Genomic DNA, 17,739 nt, shown 5'->3' on the forward strand with positions numbered 1-17,739 from the left:
GTGTCACCCTTGGGTCATGGACAAGCCGCTGAAGAATCCGCCGCCGTACGCCATCACCAGCGTCGACCACGCGCTGCGGGCCGCGGCGATGCTCCAGTTGGAGGGCGGCCTGACCGTGTCGCAGGTCGCCGGGCGGCTGGGCGTGGCCCGGTCGACCGCGCACCGGCTGCTGGCGATGCTCGTGTACCGGGACTTCGCCGTGCAGGGCGAGGACCGGGTCTACCGGGCCGGGCCCGTCCTGGAGCTGGCCGCGCACTCGCAGTCGGCGGTGTCCCGGCTGCGGGCGATCGCGCTGCCGCATCTGCACCGGCTGATGGAACTGGTCGAGGAGACGGCCAACCTCGTCATCCGCACGGGCGACTCCGTCCGGTTCATCGCCAGTGCGGAGTGCCGGCAGGCGCTGCGGGTGGGGTCCCGGGAAGGGATGGTGTTCCCGGCCCACCGGACCACGGGCGGCTTGCTGCTGCTGGCCGAGCTGCCGGAGGAGGAGCTGGCGGAGGTGTACGCCGAGGAGCGGTACCGGGACCGGCCGGGTGAGCGCCCGGACCTCGGGGCACTGCGCAGAGAGCTGGCGCGGGCGCGCCGGGGCGGCTTCGCCGTGAACCGGGAGCGCTCGGAGCGGGGGCTGGTGGCGGTGGGGGTGCCGGTGCGGGGGGCGGACGGGAGGGCGGTGGCGGGGGTCTCGGTGTCGATGCCGAGCGTGCGCTACGAAAAGGACCGGCTGGGGACGCTGGTGGCGACCTTGGCCGGAGTGGCTCGGGAGATCGAGGGGGAGCTGTCCGCCTAGGGCCGCCCGGCTCACGGCGGCGCGGCCGGTACGCGCGGAGCGGTGGGCCGATACGCGCGGGGCGGTGGGCCGGTACGGGTGTGGGTGCCGTGCCGGTCCGGGCGCCGCACGGCGTACTGTCGTGCGCGTCCGGCACCCGTACGCGATGGACGCCCCAGGAGGAACCGCCCCGTGACCTGCCGAGTCATCCTCATAGCCCCGGCGATCACCCCCTCGCTGCGGCGGGCCCGCTTCGACGACGGCGACTCCATCGAGAACCCGGAGTCGGTGGCGCTGCCGCTGCCGCTGCCCGCCGGCCGGGCGGTCAGCTCCCCCAGCGTGCGCTGCCGTGAGACGGCGGCCGCCCTTGGCCTGGACGCCTCGGCGGAGCCCGGCCTGGCCGGCCTTGACGCGGGCCGCTGGCGGGGCCGGACGCTGGAGGAGGTCAGCACCGCCGAACCCGAGGCGCTGGTCAGGTGGCTGTCCGAGCCGGGAACCGCACCGCACGGAGGCGAATCGGTACGGGAGTTCTGCGCGCGGGTCACCGAGTGGCTGGAGGCGACGGGCCGCACGACCGGCCGGACGATCGCGGTGGTGGAGCCGGAGGTGGTACGGGCCGTGGCGCTGCACGCGCTCGGGGCGCCCGAGACGGCGTTCTGGCGCGTGGACGTCCCGCCGCTGGCGGCAACGGAGGTCACCGGCGGCCCGGGCCGCTGGAACCTCCGGCTCGGCCAGGCCGGCGGCTAAGGGGGCGGGCCGGCCGCTGGAACCTGCGGCCGGCCAGGCCGGCGGGGTGCCGTAAATCCGCTGGAACGGCGCGCCCTGCCCTGCCTAGGGTCGCGGCATGACCACCCGCACCTTCCGCGTCACCGTCCGCGGCGTCTTCGACGGCCTCAGCACCGAGCAGCGCGCCGAGCTGCTGTCCCGGGCCGCCGACCACGACGTGCTGCGCGCGGCCTTCACCCGCGAGGGCCATCTGAGTTACGACATCGCCGCACGGACCGCCTTCACCTTCCGTTTCCTGGACACCGGGGAGGAAGAGGAGGACATCCTGGAGGCCACCGAACGCGCCGAGGAGGCGGCCAGGGCGTGGCTGGGCGAGCGCGGTTACGGCTACAAGAACCTCCGGTCCAGGGCGGAGGACCTCTCCCAGGCTCCCCTCGGCAAGCGGCAGCGCCGGGCGGCCGCGCAGCAGGGCTGACCTTCCAGGAAACGGCCACGGCGGCCTGAAGTCGCCGTGGTTCAGGTCACGTTGGGCTGTGGCCGGATTGTGGAGGCCAGGTGTCCGCGGGCGTGGCATGCTCGGGGCCGCACCGAGTTACCGGCCGGTTCTACCCGTCGGTAGCCATTGTCGGTGCCTCTTCGTCACCCCCCACCCTCAGGACTGACCTTGCGCAGACGCACGAGGCCCGGGCATGCCCTCATGCCCGCCTTCGCCGTGACCGCCCTCCTTCTCGCCGTGGGCTGCTCCGCACCCCAGCACCAGAGCTCCGCCGGGGACCGCGCCCAGGAGACCGCCCGGGCCTCCGACGACACCACCACCGCCGCCGACGCCCGCACGGACGGCCAGGTCCTCGCCGTCGCCGCCGCGCCCGCCGCCACCACGACCGCGGCCGCCGGTTCGGCGGGTTCGGGCCGCCCGGCGCACCGCACCACGCTCACCGTCAGCTCGTACGACAGCAAGACCCGGCGAGCCGTCATATCCAAGGCGGCCAAGGGGATTTCGGCATCCCCGACCGTCTCCCCCAGCCCCTCGACATCGACATCGCCATCGGCGTCTCCGTCGGCGTCGGCCGCGACCGGACAGGCCGCCGTCGGTGATGTGATCGCCAGTGCCCCCGCTCCCGGCGCCCCGGACGGACTGCTGGCCAAGGTCACCAAGGTGATCGGCGAGACCGACGAGGGCACCGAGGTGCAGACCGCCCCCGCCACGCTCGACGCCCTGCTCGGCGACGACACGGCGAAGGGCACCGTGCCGGTCGATCCGGACGCCTTCGACGTGGACAAGCTGCTGCCCGACGTCAAGGTGTCCTGGGCCAAGTCCGGTGATGTGCACGTCGGCCCGGCGGGCGCCACCGTGCCGCTCGGCAGCCTCCGGCTGGACGTCAGCGCCGAGGTCCCGACCGCCACCGGCGCTCCGGCCTCCGCCTCGGCCTCGGTGTCCGGCTTCGTCCAGGTCGCCCCGCAGGTCGACTTCGCCTACGGCGGCGCGGGCACCGGCACCGCGCCCGGCTCCGCCTACCTCGGCGTGTCCGGCGACTGGGACTCGGGCTGGGCGGTCAGGGGCCGGGCCGCGGCGAGCACGGCCACCCCGCTGCGCATCCCCTTCGCCAAGCTGCACGCCGACCCCGTCCTCCAGGTCGGCCCGGTCCCCGTCGTGGTCAACCTCGACCTGACCTGCTATCTCCAGATCAGCGGCGACGGCAGGATCACCGTCGATGTGGAGCAGAGCCTCAAGGGCGACTTCAAGGCGGGCGGCTCCTTCGGCACGGCCGAGGGCTGGACGCCGGTGAGCAGCTCCGACATGACGAGCACGCCGGTGCGCACCTCGGTGACCACCGCCGGCGGCGTCAAGACCGCGCTGGGCGCCGAGGCCTCGGTCGGCCTCTACGGCACCGTCGGCGTCACCGCCGATCTGGCCCCTTACCTGCGCGGCGAGGCCTCCGGCACGGTCACCGCCACCTCCGCGACCCCGGGTGCGGACGCCCACGGCGCCTGGAACCTCTACGGCGGCGTCGACCTCTCCGGCACCCTGCGCCTCCAGCTGTCGATCTTCGGTACGCCGGTGTTGCAGCGGAGCATCCCGCTGGGCGCCCTGCACCGCGAGTGGAAGCTGGCGGGCGGCACCCTCTGAGCCCGGGTCAGTCCGCGTCGCCCGGTATCCAGCCCTGGCGGCGCAGCTCGGCCGAGACGTCCGGCGCCCGGTAGTGCTCGCCCTTCAGCACCTTTCCGTCGGCCCGGCGGGCGACCTGCCCGTCGGGCCCCAGCTTGCTCATGTTGGACCGGTGGATCTCGGCGATCACCGCGTCGAGGTCGATGCCGTGCACCAGCGCGGTGCCGTACGCCACGTAGACCACGTCCGCCAGTTCGTGCGCGAGCCGGTCGAGGGGCCCGTCGACCGCCACCTCGGCGACCTCCGCGGCCTCCTCGGCGAGCAACTCCCCCCGGTGCGCGGCCAGCTCGGGAGACACCTCGGCCGGCGTGGTGCGGGCGTCCAGACCGAAGGTGTGGTGGAACTCTCGGACGAGGCGGGCGGGCGAGGAGCTGGTCATGCGAACGACTCTAGCCGCCGCCACTGACACTCCCTCCCGGTCCGCCGTCCGGGCCCGGCCCTGGTCAGGAGCGGGACCGGCTGGCAGGATCGCGCGCATGTCAATGGTGTTCCCCCGTATCGGCAGGCGCCGCGCGCTCCAGGGCTCGGCCGCCGGCTTCGTCGCGTTCGGCCTGCTGCTGTGGTGGCTGCTGCCGCTGGGCGAGGAGCCGCCGACCGGGACGATCACCTTCAGCACCGGGACGCTGGCCGGGGTTTACCAGGAGTACGGCGAGCGGCTGCGCACCGAGCTGGGCCGGGACATGCCGGGCCTGAAGGTGAAACTGGTCCAGAGCGCCGGGTCGTACGAGAACGTGCGGCGGGTGGCGAACGGTCAGGCCGACTTCACCATCGCGGCGGCCGACGCGGTGGAGACGTATCAACTGAACGGCGGCCGGGGGGCCGACCGGATGCGGGGGGTGGCGCGGCTCTACGACGACTACGTCCAGATCGCCGTGCGGCGTGACTCGGACATCACCAGCATCGCCCAGCTGCGGCACAAGCGGGTGGCGATAGGACTGCCCAACTCGGGTGTGCGGCTGATCGCCAACCGGGTGCTCAGGGCCGCCGGGATCGACCCCGCGAAGGACGTCACCCCGGTGGCAGAGGGCATCGACACCGGCCCGGACGAGCTGCGGCGCGGCAAGATCGACGCGTTCTTCTGGTCGGGCGGGCTGCCCACCAAGGGACTGCTGGACCTCGCGAAGAAGTTCGGTTTCACCTTTGTGCCGATAGACGGCAGTCTCGTCGACAAGCTGCACTCCGAGGGCGAGGCCGCGCGCTACTACCGGGCGACCAACATGCCCGAGTCGGCGTACCCGTCGGTGCAGAAGGGCACGACGGTGGCGACGATCGCGGTCTCCAACCTCCTCATGACCCGCAAGGACATGGACCCACGCCTCACCGAGTGGGTGACCCGCACGGTCATCAAGAGCCGCGACGACATCGGTGCCCACGTCCACTCGGCCCAACTGGTGGACCTCCGCACGGCGATCTACACGGACCCCCTGCCCTTGCAGGAGGGCGCACGACGGTACTACCGCTCGGTGAAACCGTGAACGCCCTGATCGAAGCGCCCCGACGGGCGCGGGGCTGTATCCGAGGTGCGGCTCCGCCGCGTGGGCGCGACAGGCCCCCGCCGACCGGCAGCCGGCACTCGACCGCCGTCCGACCGTGCTTCACCCCCTCACCCGGATGAATCCCTCGGAACCGCCACCGTGACCCGCAGTCCGCTCGGCGCATGGTGCTCGTACGCGATGGCGCCCCCACCCGCCGCCAGCAGCGCCCGCGTGATCGACAGCCCCAGCCCCGACCCCTTCACGTTCTGATGCCGCCCACTGCGCCAGAACCGGTCGCCGACCCGGGCGAGTTCCTCATCGGTCAGCCCCGGCCCCGTGTCGGTCACCACGACCGTCGCCCTGGCACCGTCGGGCGCGACGTCCACCTCCACCACGCCCCCCTCCGGCGTGAACTTCACCGCGTTGTCGATCACCGCGTCCAGCGCGCTGGACAGCGTTATCGGATCGGCCCACCCGGTGGTCGCCGGGCACTCACCGCTCAGCCGGACCCCCTTCGCCGCCGCGGCCGGCGCCCACGCCGCGACCCGCTCCGCCGCCAGCCGCCCGACGTCCGTCAGCATCAGGTCCGCCTCGGCGTGCTCGGCCAGCGCGAGGTCGAGCAGGTCGTCCAGGACCTGGGCGAGCCGCTTGCCCTCGGTGCGCACCGAGGCGATCTCCTCGTTGCCCTCGGGGAGTTCGAGGGCGAGCAGTTCGATGCGCAGCAGCAGCGCGGCCAGCGGGTTGCGCAGCTGGTGGGAGGCGTCGGCGACGAACGCCCGCTGCTGCTCCAGCACGTCCTCGACGTTGTCCGCCATCTCGTTGAACGCACGGGCCAGCCGTCTGAGTTCCGGCGGACCGCCGGCCGCCGCGACCCGGGACTTGAGCCGGCCGCTGGCGATCTCGTGGGTGGTGGCGTCGAGCACCCGGACGGGCCGCAGCACCCACCCGGTCAGCCGCAGCGCCGCGCCGACGGCGAGCAGCATCGCGGCGATCTCGCCGGCGCCGATGAACAGCCAGCCGCGCAGGGTCCGTGAACGCATCGGCCCGGTGGGCGAGTCGGTGACCACCACGGCGACCACGTCACCGTCACGGATCACCGGCGAGGCCACCACGAGCCGGGTACGTTGCCAGGGCCACACCTGCCGCGGGTCATGGCTGCGCCGGCTGAGCAGCGCCTCGTCGTATGCCTCGCGCACCTCGCCCGTCTTCGGCAGGACCCAGTCGTCGGGCGCATTGGCCATGGAGGACGCGTTGCGGTAGAAGACGCCCGCACGGATGCCGTAGACGCCGTAGTAGCTGGCGAGTTCGCGGCGGAGGGTCTGCCGGCGCTCGTCGGTCCCCGTGGGGCGGGACGTGGTGGACGCGTCGGTGACGAACTGGGCGAGGGCCGCGAACCGCGCGGTGTCGTCGATCCGGTCCACAACGACCTTCTGCTGCTGGGCGGCGGCCACGCTGGCGGCGAGGGGGATGCCGAGCGCGAGCAGGACGGCCGCCAGCAGGACGATGAGCAGCGGGAGGAGACGTGTACTCACCCGTCCCCGCTACGCGGCCGGGGCGACGAGCCGGTAACCCACGCCGCGTACGGTCTCGATGAGCGCGGGCATGCGCAGCTTCGCGCGCAGGGAGGCGACATGCACCTCCAGGGTGCGTCCGGTGCCCTCCCAGCTGGTGCGCCAGACCTCGCTGATGATCTGTTCCCGGCGGAAGACCACGCCGGGCCGCTGGGCGAGCAGCGCCAGCAGGTCGAACTCCTTGCGGGTGAGCTGGACGACCGTGCCGTCCACGCTGACCTGGCGGGTGGGCAGTTCGATGTGGACGGGGCCGAGCCGGAGCGCGTCGTCGCCACCGGCCGGGCCGTCCTCGTGGTGGGTGCGCCGGCTGACGGCGTGGATCCGGGCGAGCAGTTCCCCGGTGTCGTACGGCTTCACCACGTAGTCGTCGGCGCCCAGGTTGAGGCCGTGGATGCGGGAGCGGACGTCGGCGCGGGCGGTGACCATGATGACCGGGGTGCTGGTGCGTTTGCGGATCTTGCCGCAGACCTCGTAACCGTCCTGGTCGGGCAGTCCGAGGTCGAGCAGGACGACGTCGTAGCCGTCGCTCTCGGGGACGAGGGCCTGGAGGGCCTCCTCGCCGCTGCGGGCGTGGGTGACGGAGAACCCGTGCCGGGCCAGGACCGCGGAGAGTGCGGCGGCGACGTGGTTGTCGTCCTCGACGAGCAGCAGTCTCATCCCGGCCCCCTCCGGTTCAGCGGTCGTTTCGTCCTGGTTCGTTCTCCGCTTGCCCGCGAAAAACCTGTGCCTTGTAGAAAGCGCGCGTACGCGCGCGTGCACGATGGCAGTCACGCTGATGGACGACGACGGCGTCAAGTGGGTTCCGGCGGCGCGCGGGTTCCGTTACCCGGCCGATACGCGCACAGGCCACGGCTGCTACGACATGTGCCCGAAGGCTATCGGATCGTGATGCTCAGATCTCCCTCAGATGTAATGACGCTGGTCATTCGCGCCAAATACATTCCTCCGCAACCGAGGAGGACGGAGCCCGATAGCGATGACCGAAGTATCGGTGGCCAAGGAAGATGTGGCCGGGACCGGCGAACTGGTCGTCCTGAAGAGCGTCAACAAGCACTTCGGCGCGTTGCACGTGCTCCAGGACATCGACCTGACGATCGCCCGCGGCGAGGTCGTCGTGGTGATCGGGCCCTCCGGGTCCGGTAAGTCGACTCTGTGCCGCACCGTGAACCGTCTGGAGACCATCGACTCCGGAACGATCACGATCGACGGCAAGGCGCTGCCCCAGGAGGGCAAGGAGCTGGCCCGGCTGCGCGCCGACGTCGGCATGGTCTTCCAGTCCTTCAATCTCTTCGCGCACAAGACGGTGCTCGAGAACGTGATGCTCGGTCAGGTGAAGGTCCGCAGGGCGGGCAAGAAGCAGGCCGAGGAGAAGGCCCGCGCCCTGCTCGACCGGGTCGGCGTGGGCACCCAGGCCGACAAGTACCCCGCACAGCTCTCCGGCGGCCAGCAGCAGCGCGTGGCGATCGCGCGGGCGCTGGCGATGGACCCGAAGGTCATGCTCTTCGACGAGCCGACCTCGGCCCTCGACCCCGAGATGATCAACGAGGTCCTGGAGGTCATGCAGCAGCTGGCCCGGGACGGCATGACGATGATCGTCGTCACTCACGAGATGGGCTTCGCGCGGTCGGCCGCGAACCGGGTGGTCTTCATGGCCGACGGCCGGATCGTCGAACAGGCCACGCCCGACCAGTTCTTCAGCAACCCGCGCAGCGACCGGGCCAAGGACTTCCTGTCGAAGATCCTGCACCACTGAGACGCCGCAGGACCCGCTTCCTTTCCCAGCCGTCTTCACCAAAACGAGGGATGTTCATCATGCAGCTCCGCAAGGTCACCGCCGCCTCGGCCGCCGTGCTCGCGCTCGCCCTGTCCGCCACGGCGTGCGGCAGCGGCGACAAGGACGACGACAGCGGTTCGTCGGGCGGCGGCAAGATCAAGATCGGCATCAAGTACGACCAGCCCGGTCTGGGCCTCCAGGAGCCCGACGGCTCCTTCTCGGGCTTCGACGTGGACGTGGCCACGTACGTCGCCGGGCAGCTCGGTTACAAGCCGGACCAGATCGAGTTCGTGCAGACCAAGAGCGCCGACCGCGAGAACGCCCTCGCGCGTGGTGACGTGAAGTTCATCGCGGCCACCTACTCGATCACCGACGAGCGCAAGCAGAAGGTGGACTTCGCCGGTCCGTACCTGCTGGCCCACCAGGACCTGCTGGTCAAGAAGGCCTCGACGATCACCAAGGGCACCGACCTCAACGGCAAGAACCTCTGCTCGGTGACCGGTTCGACCTCGGCGCAGAACCTCCACGACTCCATCGCCCCGAAGGCCAACCTCAAGGAGGTCAGCACCTACTCGGAGTGCATCGCCGGCCTGCAGAGCGGCTCCGTCGACGCCGTGACCACGGACGACTCGATCCTCGCGGGCTTCGCCTCACAGGACAAGTACAAGGGCCAGTTCAAGCTCGCGGGCCTGAAGCTGAGCAACGAGAACTACGGCGTCGGCGTCAAGAAGGGCGACTCCGCGACCCTCGACAAGATCAACACGGCGCTGGAGAAGATGGTCAGCGACGGCTCCTGGCAGAAGGCGGTCGACGCCAACTTCGGCCCGGCCGAGTACAAGAACGAGCCCGCCCCGAAGGTCGGCGTGATCGTCAAGTAAGGCGTGGTTCCGCGCGCCCCGCGGAGCTCCGCCGACGCAGGGATCCGGCAGGTCGCACGGTTCCTCGGGCGCGCCGCCGCCACCGCTTCCCCTGGCGGCGGCACGCCATGCCCTCCACCTACGCCACACACCCGGAAGCGCGGGAAATCGTGTTCGACTTTCTTCAAGGCTACGACGTCCTAGGGGCGTTCTGGACGACGGTGAAACTGACCGTCTTCTCCGCCGTGGGCTCCCTGGTCTGGGGCACCCTGCTGGCCGCGATGCGGGTCAGCCCGGTCCCGCTGATGCGCGGGTTCGGCACGGCCTACGTCAACATCGTCCGGAACATCCCCCTGACGGTCATCATCATCTTCACCTCGCTCGGTCTCGCCGACATCTTCGGCGTCACCCTGGGCGCCCACGACTTCAAGGTCCAGGGCTTCCGGCTGGCCGTGCTCGGTCTCAGCGCCTACACCGCGGCCTTCGTCTGCGAGGCGATCCGCTCCGGCATCAACACCGTGCCCGTCGGACAGGCCGAGGCGGCCCGCGCGATCGGGCTGAACTTCACGCAGACCCTGCGGCTGATCGTGCTGCCGCAGGCCTTCCGCGCGGTGATCAACCCGCTGGCCAACGTCCTGATCGCCCTGACCAAGAACACCACCGTGGCCGCCGCCATCAGCGTCGTCGAGGCCGCCGCCCTGATGAAGACGATGATCGAGAACGAGGCCCAGACGGTGCCCATCGGCGCGGTCTTCGCCTTCGGCTTCGTGGTCCTGACCCTCCCGACCGGCCTGATCCTCGGCTGGCTCGCCAAGCGCCTGGCGGTGAAGCGATGAGCTCGGTTCTGTACGACGCCCCCGGGCCCCGCGCCAAGCGGCGCAACGTCCTCCTCTCCGTCGTCTTCGTCCTGCTGCTCGCCCTCCTGCTCTGGTGGGTCTGGCAGAAGATGGACGACAAGGGCCAGCTGAAATGGGCCCTGTGGCAGCCGTTCACCACCTCCGAGGCGTGGACCACATATCTGCTGCCCGGCCTCGGCAACACCCTCAAGGCCGCGGCCCTCGCCATGGTCATCGCCCTTCCGCTGGGCGCGGTCTTCGGCATAGCCCGGATGTCCGACCACGCGTGGATACGCATCCCGGCAGGCGCCGTCGTGGAGTTCTTCCGCGCGATCCCGGTCCTGCTGCTGATGGTGTTCGCCATGGAGTTCTACGTCCGCTCCACCGACGTCGGCAGTGACGAACGGCCGCTGTACGCGGTCGTCACCGGTCTGGTGCTCTACAACGCCTCGGTGCTCGCCGAGGTGGTACGGGCCGGCATCCTGGCCCTGCCCAAGGGGCAGACGGAGGCGGCGTACGCGATCGGTCTGCGCAAGGGGCAGACCATGACCGGCATCCTGCTGCCGCAGGCGGTCACCGTGATGCTGCCGGCCATCGTCAGCCAGCTCGTGGTGATCGTGAAGGACACCGCGCTGGGTGGTGTGATGCTCCAGTTCACCGATCTGCTCAACGCCCGCGGCACCCTGGCCGCCAACTACGCCAACGTCATCCCAAGCTTCATCGTCGTGGCGGTCGTGTTCATCGTCCTGAACCTCATCCTCACCACGTTCGCCTCCTGGCTGGAGCGCCGACTGCGGCGCAGCAAGCGCGGCACGGGCGCGATCCTCGGCCCCGACATCGACGACATCAACGCGGGCGAGGTCGCCGGCACCTTCGCCACGGGGGCGGGCGGCGCCAACCCCTGACACCGGGTCAACCCGGATGACAGACACGGAGGCAGCGGCTGCCCGGCCGCTGCCTCTCCCTTTTTCACCCGGGTTCCGGGGCCCGCGCGCCCGCCATGCTGGCGTGTCCCCGGGTGCGCCGCTTGACCGGGTGGCGCCCAGTCTGTTGCATACGTTCTGTGATCGTGCACCCTGCTCCACCAACCTGTTCATCCGTGTCCGTCGGGACTTGCGTACGGGCAGGGGGCGCCGCGCCGTGGACCCGGTGATCATCGTCGGAGCGGGGCCCGTCGGGCTTACGCTCGCCCTGGCGCTGGCGCGTCAGGAGGTGCCGTCCGTCGTCCTGGACGAGGGCCCGGGCAAGGACGAGCCGCGCCCGGCACGCACGGTGGTGCTGCGCGAGGACACCGCCGCCCTGCTGACGCGGCTGTCCGGCGCCCCGCTCGACGAACTGGGCACCCGCTGGACCGGCTGGCGCTCGATGCGCCGCAAGCAGGTGATGCGGGAGGTCGTCTTCGACGACGCCGGCGAACCGTCCCCGCTGCACATCGCCCAGCACACGCTCACCAACGCCCTGCGCGCCGCGATCACCGACCAGCCGCTGGTCAGGGTCGCCACGGACAGCCGGCTGGACACCGTGGAGCAGGAGCGCTCCGGTGTCACCGCGCACACCCGTGGCCCCAAGGGCACCTGGTGGCGCGGCAGTTACCTGGTGGGCTGCGACGGCCCCCGCTCGACCGTGCGCAAGCTCCTGGACATCCGCTTCCCGGGCCGTACGGCGGTGGAGCGGCACGCGGTCGCCGCGCTGCGCACGGAACTTCCGTGGCCCGGTCAGGCGTTGCTCCATCGGACCCCGCCGTGGCGGATGTCCGGGCCCTCGGCCGGGGAGGTGACCGCCCGCCCCCTCCCGGACGGCGCCTGGCGCCTGGACTGGCTGCTGCCGCCCGGCAAGGACCTGGTCACCCCCGAGCTCCTGGTGAACCGGATCCGCGAGACCCTCGCGGGCTGGACGGACGGCACCACACCGCCGTACGACCTGCTCGACACCGGGGTGCACACCGTCCACCACCGTCTCGCCCGCCGGTGGCGGGTGGGCCGGGTGTTCGTCGCCGGGGACGCGGCGCACCTCCTCGGCGCGTTCGGCACGCACGGGCTGGAGGAGGGTCTGCGGGACGCGGACAACCTCGCCTGGAAGCTGGCCCCGGCCTGGCACCACGGCCCGCACGAGGCGCTGCTGGACAGCTACCAGACCGAGCGGCGGGCGGTGGTCGCCGCCCGGCTGCGCGCCGCCGACCAGGTGCTGCCGGTGCTGCGCGGCGGTGGCGGGCTGCGCGGGATCGTGCCCGGCACGGCCCGGGGGCACGACGCGCTCCTCACCGACGGTCACCTGGGGCACGGCCCGCTCGGGGCACCGGGGACGTACGCCGAGTCGCCGCTCGCGCCCCGGCACCTGGAGCACGAGATCCCGGTCGACACCCCGCCGGGGGCGCCGGTCACCGACGTCCGGGTCACCGCGGAGGACGGCACCTTCGTACAGCTGCGCTCACGGCTCGGCCGCGGTGCGCTGCTCGTCGTCCTCATCGCGCCCGGCACGGGCGTGTGGGACCGCAAGCACTGGGTCTCCGCCGGGATCATGCCCCGGCTCGCCGCGGCCGTGACCGCTCTGCCGCACCCCGCCGAGCTGCTGGTCGCCGAGGCCTACCCGGGCGCGCCGGCGCACTCCGTGCTGCTCGTGCGCCCCGACGGCCATCTGGTCACCGCCCTCAACGGGGTCCGCCCGGCCGATCTGTACGCGGCCGCCGAGGCCACGCTGGGCGGCAAGGACCCGGAGAAGAGGGAAGCAGAGGCGGAGGCACCGGCCGGATCCGGCGCGCGGTGATCGCGCGGTCCACATGCTGACGGTGAGTTGACCCGCCCGCACCGGCGTGGTGTACTCCGCAACGTGAACGACACCACTGTGCGCCTGTGGCGGAAGGTCCATGTCGACCTGGTCCGCTACGCAGGCTGCGTGTGTCTTCCGTCCTGCTGAATTCGCTATTTCTCCTTCCTTCTCAGGGGCGCCGTCTGCGCCCCCTTCGGCGAATCCTCATCAGGAACGGTGCACGTGTCTGCTTCTCTCTCCACCCCGTCCTCCCCCGTCTCTCCGTCCGCCTCCGCGCCCGGCGCCGCGCCCACCCAGGCGGACCTCCTCGACTTCGTCCGGCGTACGGCCGCCGACACCGAGCTGGTCTCCTCGCTCCCGCTCGACCCGGAGGGCCGCACCTGGGTACGGCTCGACGGTCCCGGCGGCAGCGAGGCCTGGCTGATCGGCTGGCCGCCCGGTTCCGGCACCGGCTGGCACGACCACGCCGAGTCGGTCGGCGCCTTCCTCACCGCCACCGGTGAGCTGAAGGAGTACTCCCTCGCCACCCGGCTGCCCACCGACGGCTGGAAGACCCTGGAACTCTCCGAGGACATCGACCGCGAGCGCCGGCTGCCCGCCGGGAAGGGCCGCTCCTTCGGCCGCGACCACGTCCACGAGGTGCTCAACGAGTCCACCGAGCACCATGCGGTCTCCGTCCACGCCTACTACCCACCGCTGCCGCGGATCCGCCGCTACAGCCGCAGCGGACCGGTGCTGCGCCTGGAGCAGGTCGAACGCCCGGAGGACTGGCAGTGAGCGGCTCCGGACACCTCCCCGTGGGCATCGACGAGTTGCTGGAGCGGGTGCGGACCGGCTACCAGCGCGTGGCGGCGCACGAGGCGCACGAGGCCGCGCGGACCGGAGACGCCCTGCTGGTCGACATCCGGTACGCGGCGCTGCGCGAGCGGGACGGGGTGATCCCGGGCGCCCTCGTCATAGAGCGCAACGAGCTGGAGTGGCGCCTGGACCCCCAGGGCAGCCACAAGACCCCCGAGGCCACCGGCCACGACCTCCGGATAGTCGTGATCTGCAACGAGGGCTACGCCTCCAGTCTCGCCGCCGCCTCCCTGCACCAGCTGGGCCTGCACCGCGCGACAGACCTGATCGGCGGCTTCCAGGCCTGGAAGGCAGCGGGCCTCCCGATCACACCCTGACGACGGCACCGATCTCCGGTCCTTGAACGTCAGTCCTTGATCATCACTCCTTGACGGTCAGTCCTTGGCCGTCGCCACCGTCACCGCCGGCACCCGCAGCGCCACCCGGCCGGGAAGGGCGGCGGCCACCAGCGCGAGCAGTGCGGCGGTGGCGACGACGGTCACGTACAGCAACGGCGTGACCGTCGGTGCGGCCCGGCCCGTCATGCCGACGCTGAACGCGGTCAGTACGGCGAGCGCGATGCCGCTGCCGAGGGCCGTCGCCAGTGCCAGTACGGACAGCACTTCGGTCCGCAGCATCCGGAGCACCTGACGGCGCGTGGCCCCGGCCAGCCTGAGCAGCGCGAACTCCCGGACTCGCGCGGCGACCGACATCGCCAGCGTGTTGACGACGGCGATGGCGGTGAACGCCAGGACCAGCCCCATGGCCAGGTAGTTGACCTCGGCGTTGTCCTGTTGCCGGTCGGCCTGGAGGGAGTCGGCGGCGGCCGGCGAAAGAATCCGCAGCCCCGGGAACTCACGGAGCGTAGTCGCGAGTTGTGTTTGTGTACGGGCCGTGCTGACGAGGACGGAGGAGGCGAGCGGGTTGTCCACGTGGTGCGAGACGAGGTCGTGGGCGAAGGTGAGATCGCCGAAGCCCAGACCCCGGGCGTAGACGGCGGCGACGGTGAGGGTGACGGGCGTGCCGTCGCCGAGGGTGAGTTTCAGGGTGCTGCCGGGCGCCAAATGGTGCTGATCCGCGGCCAGTTCACTGACGGCGACGGTGCGGTCGGTGAGGCGGCCGAGGGAGCCTGCGGTGACCCTGGGGTCCCAGGTGCGGGTGAGGCCCTCGGGGGTGACGCCCTGGGCCGGGTACTTGTCGAGCCCGACGCGGACGGTCGTACGGACCACTTCGGTGACGGCGTCGTGGTGGGTACGCAACCGCTGTGCGGCTTCGGCCGGGACGCCCGGTCCCGTGGCGGCGACGACCCAGTCGGCGGTGACCCCTGCGCGGGCCTGGGCGCGGGCGGCGTCGCCGAGGGTGGACTGGACGAACAGCACGGTGCAGGTCATGCCGATGAGCAGGGTGAGAGGGGTGACGACGGAGGCCATCCGGGCGGCGTTGCCGCGCAGGTTGGCGGTGGCGAGCCGGCCGCCGTGGCCGGTGAGCCGCAGCGGTCCGGCGAGCAGCAGCGCGGCCGCTTTGACCAGCAGCGGGCCGAGCAGGGCGACGGAGGTGGAGAGGACCACGACGGCGAGGAAGGTGACGGGAGTCGATGCGGGTTCGGTGCGCAGGGAGGTGAGCAGGACGACGAGCACGACTCCGCCGGAGAGCAGCAGCAGCCCGGCGGCGATCCGCCCCCAGGCGGGCCGGGCGGACTCGGTCCGGGACTCGGCGAGCGCCTCGGTCGGCCGGATCCGGGTGATGCGCCGGGAGGCGATACGGGCGGCGGCCCAGGCGCCGATCAGGGTCGCGACGAGCGCGGCGAACGGCGGGAAGACACCGGTGGTGTGCTGAAGCGTGGCCGGTACGGCGCCCAGGGCGACGAATCTGGTGTGCAGCCAGGCGCCGAGCGGAAGCCCGAGGAGTGCGCCTACGGTGCCGGCGACGGCGCCGACGATCAGTGCCTCGCGGCCGAGCAGCCGGCGGATCTGGCCGGGGGTGGCGGCGATGGCCCGCAGCAGGGCGAGTTCGCGGTGGCGCTGCTGGACGGTGAGCGCGAAGGTGCCGACGACCACCAGGATCGCCACGAGCAGCGCGGTGCCGCCCATGGCACCGCCCATGCTGACCAGCCGGACCCTGGCGGCGGCCGCGTCCAGGAACTCGACGGGGCCGCGGGCGTCCCCGGTGGAGACCTGGGCGGTGGTGCCGCGCAGTGCCCGTGTCAGGGCCCGCTTCAGCTGGTCCGGGTCGGTGCCGTGGGCGGGCAGCACGCCGAACGCGGTGACCTGCCCGGGGTGTCCGGCCAGCCGGTGGGCCTCGGCGGTGGAGAAGAAGAGGGACGTCTGGTGGCGTACTTCGGTGGCCGGGGCGGCGATTCCGGTGATCCGGTAGGCGCGCGGGGCCTGCGTCGACTGCACGGTGAGGGTGTCGCCGGGGCGCAGCCGGGCGCGTGCGGCAAGGTCGCGGTCGACGACCAGGTCGGTGGCGGCCCTGGGCGCGGTGCCGGTGACCAGCCGGTACGGGGTGAGTACGGCGGACTCCCAGGCGTGCCCGTAGGCGGTACGGCCACCGGTGCCGGCCGGAGTCGACGGCTGGGCGAGGAAGGTCAGTTCGGGCACGACCCGGGCGACACCGGGTGTGTGGGTGAGTGCGGCTTCCAGGTCCGCCCGCAGCCAGGCGCGCTCGGCGATGGGTTTCGCCTTGTGTTTGACCTTGGTCTTGCCGTGCTTGTGCTTGACGGTGGTCCGGTGGACGTGCTGGTCGCCGGAGACCACGACGGGGGTCGCCGCATAGCGCTCGGTGCGGATCGTGCCGCGCAGACCGGTGTCGAGGAGGGTGCCGCAGGCGGAGATCAGCGCGGCCGCGCACAGCAGGGCGAGGAAGGCACCGAGGAACCCGGCCTTGCGGGCACGGACGGTCCTGAGGGCGTAACGCAGCATCATGGCGTACACGGTTGTGCACACACGGGTCTCCGGGCACTGCGGTGGTCCGGTGTCTTGGGAGGGGGTTAACCCCACCGCCCCGACAGGCCGGTGGGTCCTTCGAGCCGGCCGCCCGTCAGACCTGCCCGTCCGTCAGAAGTCCCCGCCCTCAAGGAAGTCCGCGTCCTCGCCCTCCTCCTCGAGGGCTCGCCGGACGACCCTGAGGGCCATGCCCTCGGGGTATCCCTTGCGGGCGAGCATGCCGGCGAGGCGGCGGATGCGCTTGTCCCGGTCCAGGCCCCGGGTGGAGCGGAGCTTGCGGGCGACGAGTTCGCGGGCCGTCTCCTCCTCCTGCTCGGAGTCGAGCCGGCCGACGGCCTCGTCGATGAGCGCCGAGTCGACGCCCTTGGTCCGCAGTTCCTGGACGAGCGCGCGCCGGGCCAGCCCCCGGCCGTGGTGCCGGGACTCCACCCACGCGTCCGCGAACGCGCTGTCGTTGATCAGCCCGACCTCCTCGAACCGCGACAGCACCTCCTCGGCGACGTCGTCCGGGATCTCCCGCTTGCGCAGGGCGTCCGCGAGCTGTTTCCGGGTGCGCGGGGTCCCGGTGAGCAGGCGCAGACAGATCGCCCGCGCCCGCTCAGCCGGGTCCGCCGGAGGCTCCCCCTGCTCGGCCCTCGACAAGGAGGAGGAACCCCCGTCCTCACCTGACGGCTCCCCGGAGCCACGCCGGCGGCGCGTCCCGGGCCGCCGCGAGCCACGGCCGGGTGATCCGTGTCCGCGGGGCCCGGCCGGACCGCCGTGCGTGCCGTCCTCGTACGCGCTGTACGAGTCGGGCGGGCCGTCGTCCTCGTACGAGCCGTCACGCCCGTATGAGCCATCGCTCCCCCGTGTCGCACCCCCGTCCCGGTGCAGGCCTGCCACCGGGTGTCCCCCGCCGTCGCCCCCGTACCTGTCGCCGCCCGTGCCGTAGGGCCCGGTACCGTCCCCGGCGCCCCTCCCCCGTGGGCCACCGGGGGACATGTACTCGTAGTCGGCCCAGTCGGTTCGTCGTGTCACGG

At 72.1% G+C, this 17,739-nt stretch carries 18 protein-coding genes; 13 read left to right on the forward strand and 5 right to left on the reverse strand.

What is annotated here, in order from left to right:
- Positions 1-16: 16 nt before the first annotated feature.
- The 4 genes from ACFWXC_RS11210 to ACFWXC_RS11225 all read left to right on the forward strand — a co-directional run bounded on the left by ACFWXC_RS11210 (position 17) and on the right by ACFWXC_RS11225 (position 3,620).
- Entirely contained in the window at positions 17-787 is a 771-nt protein-coding gene (locus ACFWXC_RS11210) for an IclR family transcriptional regulator (protein ID WP_384476572.1), read from the forward strand.
- A 171-nt stretch (positions 788-958) separates the two neighbouring features.
- Positions 959-1,513, forward strand: a complete 555-nt coding sequence (locus tag ACFWXC_RS11215) for a histidine phosphatase family protein (RefSeq protein ID WP_384476575.1) — start codon at positions 959-961, stop codon at positions 1,511-1,513.
- A gap of 97 nt (positions 1,514-1,610) precedes the next feature.
- Positions 1,611-1,967: a DUF6204 family protein gene (locus tag ACFWXC_RS11220; protein WP_384476577.1), complete on the forward strand. Its 357-nt coding sequence runs from the start codon at positions 1,611-1,613 to the stop codon at positions 1,965-1,967.
- 222 nt (positions 1,968-2,189) lie between these two features.
- Entirely contained in the window at positions 2,190-3,620 is a 1,431-nt protein-coding gene (locus ACFWXC_RS11225) for a hypothetical protein (RefSeq protein WP_384476579.1), read from the forward strand.
- 7 nt (positions 3,621-3,627) lie between these two features.
- On the opposite strand, the gene ACFWXC_RS11230 is transcribed toward ACFWXC_RS11225, so the two are convergent.
- The gene (locus ACFWXC_RS11230; protein ID WP_384476581.1) at positions 3,628-4,038 is read right to left on the reverse strand and encodes a MazG nucleotide pyrophosphohydrolase domain-containing protein; all 411 of its coding nucleotides are present in this window, start codon (positions 4,036-4,038) and stop codon (positions 3,628-3,630) included.
- 97 nt (positions 4,039-4,135) lie between these two features.
- On the opposite strand from ACFWXC_RS11230, the gene ACFWXC_RS11235 reads away from it, so the two are divergent.
- Complete coding sequence (locus ACFWXC_RS11235; protein WP_384476584.1) at positions 4,136-5,134, forward strand: TAXI family TRAP transporter solute-binding subunit; 999 nt, start codon at positions 4,136-4,138, stop codon at positions 5,132-5,134.
- A gap of 128 nt (positions 5,135-5,262) precedes the next feature.
- Here ACFWXC_RS11235 and ACFWXC_RS11240 read toward each other — a convergent pair whose 3' ends face one another.
- Together ACFWXC_RS11240 and ACFWXC_RS11245 are read right to left on the reverse strand one after the other, a co-directional pair.
- Positions 5,263-6,666: a sensor histidine kinase gene (locus ACFWXC_RS11240; protein ID WP_384476587.1), complete on the reverse strand. Its 1,404-nt coding sequence runs from the start codon at positions 6,664-6,666 to the stop codon at positions 5,263-5,265.
- Positions 6,667-6,675: 9 nt separating this feature from the next.
- Complete coding sequence (locus ACFWXC_RS11245; protein ID WP_384476590.1) at positions 6,676-7,362, reverse strand: response regulator transcription factor; 687 nt, start codon at positions 7,360-7,362, stop codon at positions 6,676-6,678.
- A gap of 319 nt (positions 7,363-7,681) precedes the next feature.
- Here ACFWXC_RS11245 and ACFWXC_RS11250 point away from each other — a divergent pair, with 319 nt between their 5' ends.
- The 8 genes from ACFWXC_RS11250 (at position 7,682) to ACFWXC_RS11285 (ending at position 14,113) form a co-directional block, all read left to right on the forward strand.
- Complete coding sequence (locus tag ACFWXC_RS11250; RefSeq protein WP_351709814.1) at positions 7,682-8,458, forward strand: amino acid ABC transporter ATP-binding protein; 777 nt, start codon at positions 7,682-7,684, stop codon at positions 8,456-8,458.
- Positions 8,459-8,517: 59 nt separating this feature from the next.
- Entirely contained in the window at positions 8,518-9,357 is an 840-nt protein-coding gene (locus tag ACFWXC_RS11255; protein WP_384476593.1) for a glutamate ABC transporter substrate-binding protein, read from the forward strand.
- A gap of 149 nt (positions 9,358-9,506) precedes the next feature.
- A complete protein-coding gene (locus tag ACFWXC_RS11260) occupies positions 9,507-10,172 on the forward strand; it encodes an amino acid ABC transporter permease (RefSeq protein ID WP_384476595.1) in 666 nt (221 codons plus the stop codon).
- Positions 10,169-11,077, forward strand: a complete 909-nt coding sequence (locus ACFWXC_RS11265; RefSeq protein ID WP_384476598.1) for an amino acid ABC transporter permease — start codon at positions 10,169-10,171, stop codon at positions 11,075-11,077. The genes ACFWXC_RS11260 and ACFWXC_RS11265 overlap by 4 nt, the downstream gene beginning before the upstream one ends.
- A gap of 235 nt (positions 11,078-11,312) precedes the next feature.
- Positions 11,313-12,935 carry an FAD-dependent monooxygenase gene (locus tag ACFWXC_RS11270; protein WP_384476688.1) on the forward strand — a complete coding sequence of 541 codons (1,623 nt, stop codon included), beginning with the start codon at positions 11,313-11,315 and terminating at the stop codon, positions 12,933-12,935.
- A gap of 78 nt (positions 12,936-13,013) precedes the next feature.
- Complete coding sequence (locus ACFWXC_RS11275) at positions 13,014-13,085, forward strand: putative leader peptide (protein WP_311737274.1); 72 nt, start codon at positions 13,014-13,016, stop codon at positions 13,083-13,085.
- A 75-nt stretch (positions 13,086-13,160) separates the two neighbouring features.
- The gene (locus tag ACFWXC_RS11280) at positions 13,161-13,715 is read left to right on the forward strand and encodes a cysteine dioxygenase (RefSeq protein WP_384476600.1); all 555 of its coding nucleotides are present in this window, start codon (positions 13,161-13,163) and stop codon (positions 13,713-13,715) included.
- A complete protein-coding gene (locus ACFWXC_RS11285; protein WP_384476603.1) occupies positions 13,712-14,113 on the forward strand; it encodes a rhodanese-like domain-containing protein in 402 nt (133 codons plus the stop codon). Before ACFWXC_RS11280 ends, ACFWXC_RS11285 begins: the two co-directional genes overlap by 4 nt.
- A 57-nt stretch (positions 14,114-14,170) precedes the next feature.
- Here the strand turns inward: ACFWXC_RS11285 and ACFWXC_RS11290 are convergent, their stop codons facing one another.
- Together ACFWXC_RS11290 and recX are read right to left on the reverse strand one after the other, a co-directional pair.
- The gene (locus tag ACFWXC_RS11290; protein WP_384476606.1) at positions 14,171-16,699 is read right to left on the reverse strand and encodes an ABC transporter permease; all 2,529 of its coding nucleotides are present in this window, start codon (positions 16,697-16,699) and stop codon (positions 14,171-14,173) included.
- Between the two features lie 132 nt (positions 16,700-16,831).
- The gene (gene recX / locus ACFWXC_RS11295; RefSeq protein ID WP_384476609.1) at positions 16,832-17,737 is read right to left on the reverse strand and encodes a recombination regulator RecX; all 906 of its coding nucleotides are present in this window, start codon (positions 17,735-17,737) and stop codon (positions 16,832-16,834) included.
- Between the last annotated feature and the right edge of the window lie 2 nt (positions 17,738-17,739).

The sequence above is a fragment of the Streptomyces sp. NPDC058683 genome, from assembly GCF_042716195.1.
In the GTDB taxonomy this organism is placed as follows: Bacteria; Actinomycetota; Actinomycetes; order Streptomycetales; family Streptomycetaceae; genus Streptomyces.